The sequence below is a fragment of the Niallia sp. Kr1 genome, assembly GCF_050389805.1.
Lineage (GTDB): Bacteria > Bacillota > Bacilli > Bacillales > Cytobacillaceae > Bacillus_BD.
Map to the genome: position 1 here is coordinate 1 of NZ_CP130945.1, position 10,000 is coordinate 10,000.

The window sequence follows — 10,000 nt, forward strand, 5'->3', positions numbered from 1 at the left end:
TTGGAGAACATTTCGGATCTTTGGAATAGTATATTAGCCAATGTTGAGAAAAAGGTCAGTAAACCTAGCTTTGATACTTGGCTAAAGGCTACTAAAGCTCATTCCCTTCAAGGAAACTCTTTAGTTGTAACAGCTCCTAATGAATTTGCTAGAGATTGGCTAGAGGAGCGGTATTCACCTCTCATCTCTGGTGCTTTATATGAAATTACCGGTGAGGAGTTTGGTGTCAAATTCATTATTCCGCAAGGTGAATCTAGCACTAACAGTGAAATGTCGGTTCCACCAAAAAATCAGAAAAAGGAAGATGATCATAACGAATTCCATGGCAACATGTTAAACAAAAAAAATACCTTTGATACATTTGTTATTGGATCTGGAAACCGCTTTGCCCATGCAGCTTCATTAGCGGTAGCTGAAGCGCCTGCTAAGGCCTATAATCCTTTATTTATTTACGGTGGGGTTGGTCTTGGAAAAACCCATTTAATGCATGCCATTGGACATTATGTTTTATCTCATAATCCATCTGCTAAAGTGGTTTATCTTTCATCAGAAAAATTTACAAATGAATTTATTAACTCGATTCGGGATAATACAGCTGAAGAATTCCGCAATAAATATCGAAATGTCGACATCCTTTTAATAGATGATATTCAATTTTTGGCCGGAAAAGAATCAACTCAAGAGGAATTTTTCCATACGTTTAATACCTTACATGAAGAAAGTAAGCAAATTGTCATTTCAAGTGACCGACCACCAAAGGAAATTCCAACTTTGGAGGAGCGTCTGCGTTCCCGCTTTGAATGGGGCCTTATCACGGATATTACACCGCCCGATCTTGAAACGAGGATTGCCATTTTACGTAAAAAAGCAAAAGCTGATGGTTTAGATATTCCAAATGAAGTGATGTTATATATTGCCAATCAAATAGATTCCAACATTCGTGAATTGGAAGGTGCCCTTATTAGAGTTGTTGCATATTCTTCACTAGTAAATAGAGATATTAACGCGGATCTTGCCGCAGAAGCTCTTAAAAATATCATTCCAAGTGCTAAACCAAGAATTATTACAGTCCATGATATTCAACAAATAGTGGGCGAGCATTATCATGTTAAAATGGAAGATTTTAAAGCGAAGAAACGAACCAAATCAATCGCCTTCCCAAGACAAATCGCTATGTACTTATCCAGGGAATTAACTGATTTATCCCTGCCGAAAATTGGAGAGGAATTTGGAGGAAGAGATCACACAACCGTTATTCATGCCCATGAAAAAATATCGAAAATGCTACAGACAGACGCTCAATTACAACGTGAAATAAAGGATATTCAAGAGGAACTAAAAATATAGTTAGATATGGTCATCTAATATTATCCGGAAGAATGTTAATAACTTTTTCATACTTACGAACAGCTTATCCACATGTGGACAAGCTTAATCTTATTATTGTTTAGAGGGGTTATCCACAAATTAACAGTCCCTACTACTATTACTTCTATTTTTCTTTTAAAAATAATTAAATATATATATCCAAAATTGGAGGATTTGAAATGAGGTTTATCATCCAAAGAGATCACTTAGTACAAAGTGTCCAAGATGTTATGAAGGCAGTAACAAGCAGAACTACTATTCCAATCCTTACAGGAATTAAAATTGTTGCTACTGAAGAGGGCGTTACCCTAACAGGTAGTGATTCTGATATTTCAATTGAATCATTTATTCCAAAAGAAGAAGATGATAAAGAGATCGTTGAGATTAAACAGCCAGGTGCGATTGTTTTACAAGCCCGTTTTTTTAGTGAGATGGTTAAGAAACTCCCATCTGACTTCGTTGAAATTGAAGTCCAAAATCATTTACAAACAGTGATTCGTTCGGGAAACTCAGAGTTTGATTTAATTGGTCTTGATGCAGAGGAATACCCTCAATTGCCACAAATTGAAGAGGAAAATGTTTTTAGAATTCCCACAGATTTATTAAAAGCGATGATACGTCAGACATCTTTTGCAGTGTCCACCTCAGAAACACGCCCGATCTTGACAGGTGTAAACTGGAAGGTTGAAAATAATGAATTATACTGTATTGCAACAGATAGTCATCGTCTCGCATTGCGCAAAGCGAAAATTGAAATGGAGACTCCTGCAAACTATAACGTGGTCATTCCTGGTAAAAGTTTGAATGAATTGAGTAAAATACTTGCGGATAATAACGAGCAAATTGAAATTGTTATTACTGAGAATCAAGTGCTTTTTAAAGCAAAGCATTTATTATTTTTCTCAAGATTACTAGAGGGAAATTACCCAGATACTTCAAGACTAATACCAAATGAAAGCAAAACAGAAATTGTATTGCATACAAAAGAGTTTTTACATGCCATTGATCGTGCTTCTTTATTGGCAAGAGAAGGGAAAAATAACGTCGTTAAATTTTCCACAATCGGAGATGGAGTGCTCGAAATTTCATCCAACACACCAGAAGTTGGTAAAGTTGTAGAGGAACTAAAAGGAGTATCAGTTGATGGTGAAGAATTAAAAATTTCCTTTAGCGCTAAGTATATGATGGATGCATTAAAAGCAATTGAAGGTAATGAAATTAAAATTTTATTTACAGGTGCGATGAGACCATTTGTTATTTATCCAATAAATGACGATTCGACACTTCAATTAATCTTACCGGTCCGAACTTATTAACCTTCTAGCAAAGATATAAATTTCTTTGTTTTAATAGAACATATGTGAGAAGCGACCCAGTCCATACGGAGCTGCGTAAGGCGCTTCCGCTTTTCTTATAAGCTGCCGTTTAACGGTGGCTTTTCACTTTTATGAAATTGTTACTGATTTCCTTTGTAACGGATGAAAATATTTAGTAAAATAAAGTATTAGATGTCATTCTTATCGGAGTGAAAAACATGAATAAAATTAAAATTGATACGGAGTATATTACGTTAGGTCAGTTTCTGAAAGTCGCTGATATTATTTCGACTGGAGGTATGGCCAAGTGGTTCTTAAGTGAGCACGAAATAATTATCAATGGCGAACAAGATCAAAGGCGGGGAAGAAAATTACGTCTTGGTGACAAAATAATAGTTGAGGGACACGGAACATACATTCTTGAAGGATGATAAATATAGCGATACAGGAGAAGGAATCTATCAAATTCAAATGATTAGCGGTCTACTCCTGTCGATTGCCCTTTTCAATAAGCTGATTTTTGTTAGCTTATGAAGAATGGGATAAAAGGATGAAGCAGATGTTTATTAAAGAATTAGAATTAAAAGATTACCGAAACTATCAACAGTTGAATGTTCAATTTGAAAATAAAGTTAATGTATTTCTAGGTGAAAATGCTCATGGAAAAACAAACGTCATGGAATCGATCTATGTATTGGCATTAGCAAAATCACATCGAACATCCAACGATAAAGAACTTATTCGCTGGGACCAAGAATATGCTAAAATAAGAGGTAGAGTACAAAAAAGTAATGGAACTCTGCCACTTGAACTGACCATTTCAAAAAAAGGCAAAAAAGCAAAATTTAATCATATTGAGCAAAAGAAACTTAGTCAATATGTGGGAAACATGAATGTTGTCATGTTTGCTCCAGAGGATTTATCTCTCGTAAAAGGAAGTCCACAGGTGAGACGCCGTTTTATTGATATGGAAATCGGGCAAATTTCACCTGTCTATTTACATGATGTTGGACAATTAAATAAAATCCTTCAGCAACGGAACCACTATTTAAAGCAATTACAAACAAAACAACAGACAGATGAAACGATGTTAGACATCCTTACCGAACAGTTTATTGCTCTAGCCGTTAAAGTTACACTTAAGCGCTTTGAATTCCTCGAACTCCTACAAAACTGGGCATGCCCCATCCATCGAGGGATATCTCGGGAGTTAGAAGAGCTAAAAATAAAATACAAACCTTCTGTAGATGTATCAGAAGACCAAGATTTGTCGAAGATGATTACTATCTATGAAAATAAATATAATCAAGTGAAAGTAAGAGAAATCGAACGAGGAAGTACGCAATTTGGTCCCCAACGAGATGATCTTCTTTTTTATGTGAATGGCCGTGAGGTACAGACTTTTGGTTCCCAGGGGCAACAAAGAACAACAGCTCTTTCAATCAAATTAGCTGAAATTGAATTAATTCATAATGAGATCGGGGAGTATCCCATTCTTTTACTAGATGATGTCTTATCAGAACTTGATGACCATCGTCAGTCACATTTACTGAATACCATTCAGGATAAAGTTCAAACATTTGTGACGACTACGAGCGTAGAAGGGATTAACCACGAAACGTTAAAGGGAGCAGCTACATTTTTTGTGAAGAATGGTACATTAGAACAAGTTCAGTGAGGTGTAAATGTGTATTTAGACTTTGGATTGGATCAAGTGATCCATGCAAATGAAATTATAGCGATTATTGATAAAAAAAGCATTGAATCATCTACTGAATTAAATGATCTACTAAAAAGGTATAATCATCATTCTATACATCAACCCAATGGGACTTATAAATCAATCATTATTACAAAAAAACAAGTTTATTTTTCCCCTTTTACATCAAATACATTAAAAAAACGATCAGAGCAAGGTCTATATTGAATAAAGTGATTTAATTTTTCGAATACAAGTCTGTAATTATTTCTTTTTTTATTGATGACGTAATGAATGTCAAAGGAAAGTGTGGGTGACTGATATGGCAATGGAGCAAAATAATTCTCCTGAACAAACATATGGTGCCGATCAAATTCAAGTTTTAGAAGGTTTAGAAGCTGTTAGAAAAAGACCAGGAATGTATATTGGTTCAACAAGTGCAAGAGGTCTCCATCATTTAGTATGGGAAATCGTTGATAATAGTATTGACGAAGCCTTAGCAGGTTACTGTACTGAAATTAATGTAGTCATTGAAGAAGACAATAGCATTACGGTTACCGATAATGGTCGTGGGATTCCGGTTGGAATCCAAGAGAAAACAGGTCGCCCTGCTGTTGAAACGATTTTAACCGTTCTCCATGCTGGAGGAAAATTTGGCGGTGGCGGATACAAAGTATCGGGAGGACTGCACGGAGTTGGTGCATCTGTTGTTAATGCTCTTTCAAGTACATTAGAGGTGTACGTTCACCTTGATGGTCAAGTCCACTATCAAAAATTTGAAAAAGGGGTACCGGCAGCAGATTTAAGAGTGATTGATGAAACCGATAAAACAGGTACCGTCATTCGTTTTAAGCCAGACCCTGAAATCTTTACGGAAACGACTGAATATGATTATGAAACTCTTTCGATGCGGATTCGTGAATTGGCATTCCTAAATCGCGGATTATACATTTCAATCGAGGATAAACGTGAAGACGGTAAAAAGGCTGAATATCATTATGAGGGTGGTATTAAATCATACGTTGAGCATCTAAACAGAACGAAGGAAGTTCTCCATGAAGAGCCTATCTACATTGAAGGCGAAAAGGATGGAATTGCAGTAGAAGTTTCGATGCAATACAATGACAGCTACACAGGCTATATTTACTCATTTGCAAACAATATTCATACACATGAAGGTGGTACACATGAGTCCGGCTTCAAAACAGCTTTAACAAGAGTGATTAATAATTATGCAGGAAAAAATGGTCTTATTAAAGAAAATGAAACCAATCTTTCTGGTGAAGATGTAAGAGAAGGGTTAATTGCTATCGTTTCGATTAAGCACCCTGATCCGCAATTCGAAGGTCAAACGAAAACAAAGCTTGGAAACTCAGAAGTTCGAGCAATCACAGACTCACTATTCGCTGAGCATTTTGAAAAGTTTTTATTAGAAAATCCTTCAGTTGGAAGAAAAATTGTTGAAAAGGGATTGATGGCTTCTAGAGCAAGATTAGCAGCTAAAAAAGCCCGTGAATTAACAAGAAGAAAAAGTGCCTTAGAAGTATCTAGTTTACCCGGGAAATTGGCTGACTGTTCCTCAAAAGATCCATCCATTAGTGAGATCTATATCGTAGAGGGAGATTCAGCGGGTGGATCTGCAAAACAAGGACGTGATCGCCATTTCCAAGCTATTTTACCGTTAAGGGGAAAAATCCTTAATGTTGAAAAGGCAAGATTAGACCGTATTCTTTCAAATAATGAGGTAAGGTCGATGATTACTGCGGCAGGCACAGGAATTGGCGATGATTTTGATATTACAAAGGCAAGATATCATAAAATCGTTATAATGACGGATGCGGATGTCGATGGTGCACATATTCGTACTCTTCTCTTGACGTTCTTTTACCGTTATATGAGAAAAATTATTGAAGCGGGCTATATTTATATTGCCCAACCACCGTTGTATAAAATCCAACAGGGCAAAAAAATTCAATATGCATACTCCGATAAACAATTAGAAGAAGCTTTAGCGGCATTACCAGAGTCTCCAAAGCCAAATATCCAGCGTTATAAAGGGTTAGGAGAAATGAACCCTGAACAGCTTTGGGAAACGACTATGAATCCAGAGAACCGAACTCTCTTACAGGTAAGCCTAGAAGACGCTATTGAAGCAGACGAAACCTTTGAAATGCTCATGGGAGAAAAGGTAGAGCCACGTCGTCAATTTATCGAAGAAAATGCATTGTACGTGAAAAATTTAGATATATAGTTATAAAAAAAGCGCAAGTGTCTTGTTAGGCGCTTGCGCTAGACATAAAGTTAACTATAAGTGTAGTTTTTCACTGATGGTTAATTGAGGTCAGTAGGATGCTGATCGTATAGAAATTGCTATGGATACTTTTAGTCTATGTTCATTTTTTAGGATCTTAACTGGCAGTTCGTGCCCTTACCAAGCTACTATTGGTTATTTCTTAGTATCTTGAGATAGAGGGTTACTGCCAATTTTACGGGATAAATATAAAGTAGGACCCAGAAACGAATCAATCGTTTCAATAAGGGAGGTTTTAATATGGAGGATACTCCACAGTCTAATATTAAAGAAATTAACATTAGTCAGGAAATGCGAACCTCATTTTTAGATTATGCGATGAGTGTAATTGTGTCACGTGCCCTTCCAGATGTTCGGGACGGATTGAAACCAGTTCACCGCCGTGTCTTATATGCGATGCATGACCTTGGGATTCATGCTGATAAGCCGCATAAAAAGTCTGCACGTATCGTCGGCGACGTTATCGGTAAATACCACCCTCATGGTGACCAGGCTGTCTATGAAACAATGGTTCGGATGGCACAGGACTTTAACCAACGTTACTTGCTTGTCGATGGTCATGGTAACTTTGGTTCTGTTGACGGCGACTCAGCTGCAGCAATGCGTTACACGGAAGCACGTATGTCTAAAATTTCAATGGAATTATTGAGAGATATTAACAAAGATACAATTGATTATCAACCAAACTACGATGGGGAAGAAAAAGAACCCGTTGTGTTACCAGCACGTTTTCCAAATCTGCTTGTAAATGGTACATCAGGGATTGCAGTTGGGATGGCGACCAATATTCCCCCGCATCATTTAGGGGAAGTTATTGATGGCGTCCTAGCCGTCAGTCATGATCCAGAAATATCAATTCAAGAATTAATGGATATTATTCCAGGACCTGACTTTCCAACTGGCGCCTTAATTCTCGGAAGAAGCGGGATTCGAAAAGCATATGAAACAGGCCGCGGAGGCATAAAGTTACGCGCAAAGGCTGAAATCGAAACAAAGGCAAACGGAAAAGAAACGATCATTGTCCATGAAATTCCTTATCAAGTGAATAAGGCAAAATTAATTGAAAGAATTGCTGAGCTTGTGAGGGAAAAGAAAATCGAAGGTATTACGGACCTTCGGGATGAATCAGACCGCCGAGGAATGCGGATTGTTATTGAGGTTCGTAGGGACGCCAACGCTAACGTCATTCTAAACAATCTGTACAAGCAAACAGCTATGCAAACAACCTTTGGCGTTAATTTGCTTGCACTCGTTAATGGTGAACCGAAAGTTCTAAACCTGAAAGAATGTCTTGTTCACTATTTAAATCACCAAAGAGTGATCATTAGAAGAAGAACAGAGTTTGAACTACGTAAAGCAGAAGCTAGAGCGCATATTTTAGAAGGGTTGCGAATTGCGCTTGACCATATTGATGAGATTATTAGACTCATCCGAAGTTCTAGAACGACAGACATCGCACGTGAAGGATTAATGACAACCTTTAATCTTTCTGAAAAACAGGCACAAGCGATTTTAGATATGCGTTTACAACGTTTAACAGGTTTGGAACGCGACAAAATTGAAGAAGAATATCAAGAATTAGTTAAGTTAATCGCTGAATTAAAAGCAATTTTAGCTGATGATGAAAAAATTCTTGATATTATTCGCGAAGAGTTAACCGAAATTAAAGAACGTTTTAGTGATGACAGAAGAACTGAAATTGTAGCAGGCGGGCTTGAGGATATTGATGATGAGGATTTAATTCCGGAAGAAAGTATTGTTATTACCTTAACCCATAATGGCTATATTAAACGACTTCCAGTTTCAACCTATCGTTCGCAAAAACGTGGCGGTCGTGGTATACAAGGAATGGGTACAAATGACGATGACTTTGTTGAACATCTGATTACTCTATCTACCCACGACACTGTTCTATATTTTACAAACAAAGGAAAAGTATACCGTACAAAAGGATACGAGGTTCCTGAGTTTGGTCGAACATCAAAGGGGCTTCCAATCATTAACCTGCTTGGGGTTGAAAAGGATGAGTGGGTAAATGCGATTATTCCTGTTTCTGAGTTTGAAGATGATTGGTATTTCTTCTTTACAACCAAGCATGGAATATCGAAACGTTCTCCAATAAGTTCCTTTATGCATATTCGGAACAGCGGACTAATTGCTGTAAACCTTCGAGAAGATGATGAATTAATTTCTGTTCGTCTAACTGATGGAAACAAGGATATTATTATTGGTACGAAAAAGGGTCAATTAATTCGATTCCATGAAACCGATGTTCGTTCAATGGGTAGAACGGCAACAGGAGTAAAAGGGATAACGTTAGATTCAGACGATGAAGTGATCGGAATGGAAGTTCTTGAAGAAGGTACGGAAATTCTCATTGTTACTCAAAATGGATATGGAAAACGTACCCCAGAACAGGAATACCGAATCCAAAATCGTGGTGGTAAAGGAATTAAGACAAGTAACATTACAGAAAAAACGGGTACTCTTGTTGGCATGAAAGTAGTAAATGGTGAAGAGGATATTATGATCATGACAACGAGGGGAGTCTTGATCCGGATGGATGTAGACGGGATTTCTTCTCTAGGAAGAAATACCCAAGGGGTGCGACTCATTAGACTAGATGAAGGTAAAGATGAGTTTGTCGCAACGATTGCAAAAGTAGAGAAGGAAGAAAAAGATGATTCTGATATAGATGAAGAGGGAGAAAATATAGATTCAAAGTCTGAGGATGGCTTAGCAGATTCAAATGTCGAATCTGAAGTTGAATCCGATGTATCAGAATCAATCCAAGCAGAACAAACTGAAGATGACGAATAGGAAAAGAAGTGCTACTTTTGTAGCGCTTCTTTTGTATTATTTGTTGATGGATTGACTGTTTTAGAAGTAAAATAGAACTAACGATATTCTTTGAGGGTGAAAAACATGCGAATAAAAACAACAGAACTAAGAGAAGGCAGCATTCTGTCCGAGGACATTTACAGTAAGACAAGTAGACCTATATTAAAAAAGAATACCGTATTGACTAATGAATTAATTGAAGTAATAAAATTATTTTTACTGCCAACTGTCGAAGTTAATCCTACCCTAATTACAGGAGCGCCAATCCAGTCAACAATGGAAAAGGGTCGAAATCACTTAAATGAATTTCCACAAGAATTTGAAACCAAGGAATTTACGACATTATTTTTAGAGGCAACAAAGGAGTTCAAAAGGCATTTTCAATTATGGCAATCTGGATTGCCCATTAATATTACTAAATTAAGATCCATTCTTTTACCATTATTAGAAGAAACGTTTGATAGA

8 protein-coding genes (1 of these 8 cut by a window edge) are annotated in these 10,000 nt (G+C 37.0%); all 8 read left to right on the plus strand.

The genetic code is table 11. From position 1 onward, the window contains the following. Window positions 1–1,347 carry a chromosomal replication initiator protein DnaA gene (gene dnaA, locus Q5760_RS00005; protein ID WP_428910287.1) on the plus strand — a complete coding sequence of 449 codons (1,347 nt, stop codon included), beginning with the start codon at window positions 1–3 and terminating at the stop codon, window positions 1,345–1,347. 200 nt (window positions 1,348–1,547) lie between these two features. Next, window positions 1,548–2,684, plus strand: coding sequence for a DNA polymerase III subunit beta (gene dnaN, locus Q5760_RS00010; protein WP_428910288.1), 1,137 nt, complete (start codon window positions 1,548–1,550; stop codon window positions 2,682–2,684). Window positions 2,685–2,902: 218 nt separating this feature from the next. Further along, a complete protein-coding gene (gene yaaA, locus Q5760_RS00015; protein WP_428910289.1) occupies window positions 2,903–3,115 on the plus strand; it encodes a S4 domain-containing protein YaaA in 213 nt (70 codons plus the stop codon). A 128-nt stretch (window positions 3,116–3,243) separates the two neighbouring features. After that, entirely contained in the window at window positions 3,244–4,362 is a 1,119-nt protein-coding gene (recF, locus tag Q5760_RS00020) for a DNA replication/repair protein RecF (protein ID WP_428912695.1), read from the plus strand. A 9-nt stretch (window positions 4,363–4,371) separates the two neighbouring features. Continuing rightward, complete coding sequence (remB, locus tag Q5760_RS00025) at window positions 4,372–4,611, plus strand: extracellular matrix regulator RemB (RefSeq protein WP_428910290.1); 240 nt, start codon at window positions 4,372–4,374, stop codon at window positions 4,609–4,611. A 100-nt stretch (window positions 4,612–4,711) separates the two neighbouring features. Further along, entirely contained in the window at window positions 4,712–6,634 is a 1,923-nt protein-coding gene (gene gyrB / locus Q5760_RS00030) for a DNA topoisomerase (ATP-hydrolyzing) subunit B (RefSeq protein ID WP_428910291.1), read from the plus strand. 300 nt (window positions 6,635–6,934) lie between these two features. After that, the gene (gene gyrA, locus Q5760_RS00035; protein ID WP_428910292.1) at window positions 6,935–9,514 is read left to right on the plus strand and encodes a DNA gyrase subunit A; all 2,580 of its coding nucleotides are present in this window, start codon (window positions 6,935–6,937) and stop codon (window positions 9,512–9,514) included. 105 nt (window positions 9,515–9,619) lie between these two features. Further along, window positions 9,620–10,000 carry the beginning of an HD-GYP domain-containing protein gene (locus Q5760_RS00040; RefSeq protein ID WP_428910293.1) on the plus strand. The gene runs 705 nt beyond the window's last position, so only the first 381 of its 1,086 coding nucleotides appear in the window; the start codon lies at window positions 9,620–9,622; the stop codon falls past the right edge of the window.

Excerpts from the sequence above, each read along its gene's own strand:
- gyrB (WP_428910291.1), top strand. The coding sequence starts at position 4,712 with ATGGAGCAAAATAATTCTCCTGAACAAACATATGGTGCCGATCAAATT.
- gyrA (WP_428910292.1), top strand. The coding sequence starts at position 6,935 with ATGGAGGATACTCCACAGTCTAATATTAAAGAAATTAACATTAGTCAG.
- yaaA (WP_428910289.1), top strand. The coding sequence starts at position 2,903 with ATGAATAAAATTAAAATTGATACGGAGTATATTACGTTAGGTCAGTTT.
- recF (WP_428912695.1), top strand. The coding sequence starts at position 3,244 with ATGTTTATTAAAGAATTAGAATTAAAAGATTACCGAAACTATCAACAG.
- dnaN (WP_428910288.1), top strand. The coding sequence starts at position 1,548 with ATGAGGTTTATCATCCAAAGAGATCACTTAGTACAAAGTGTCCAAGAT.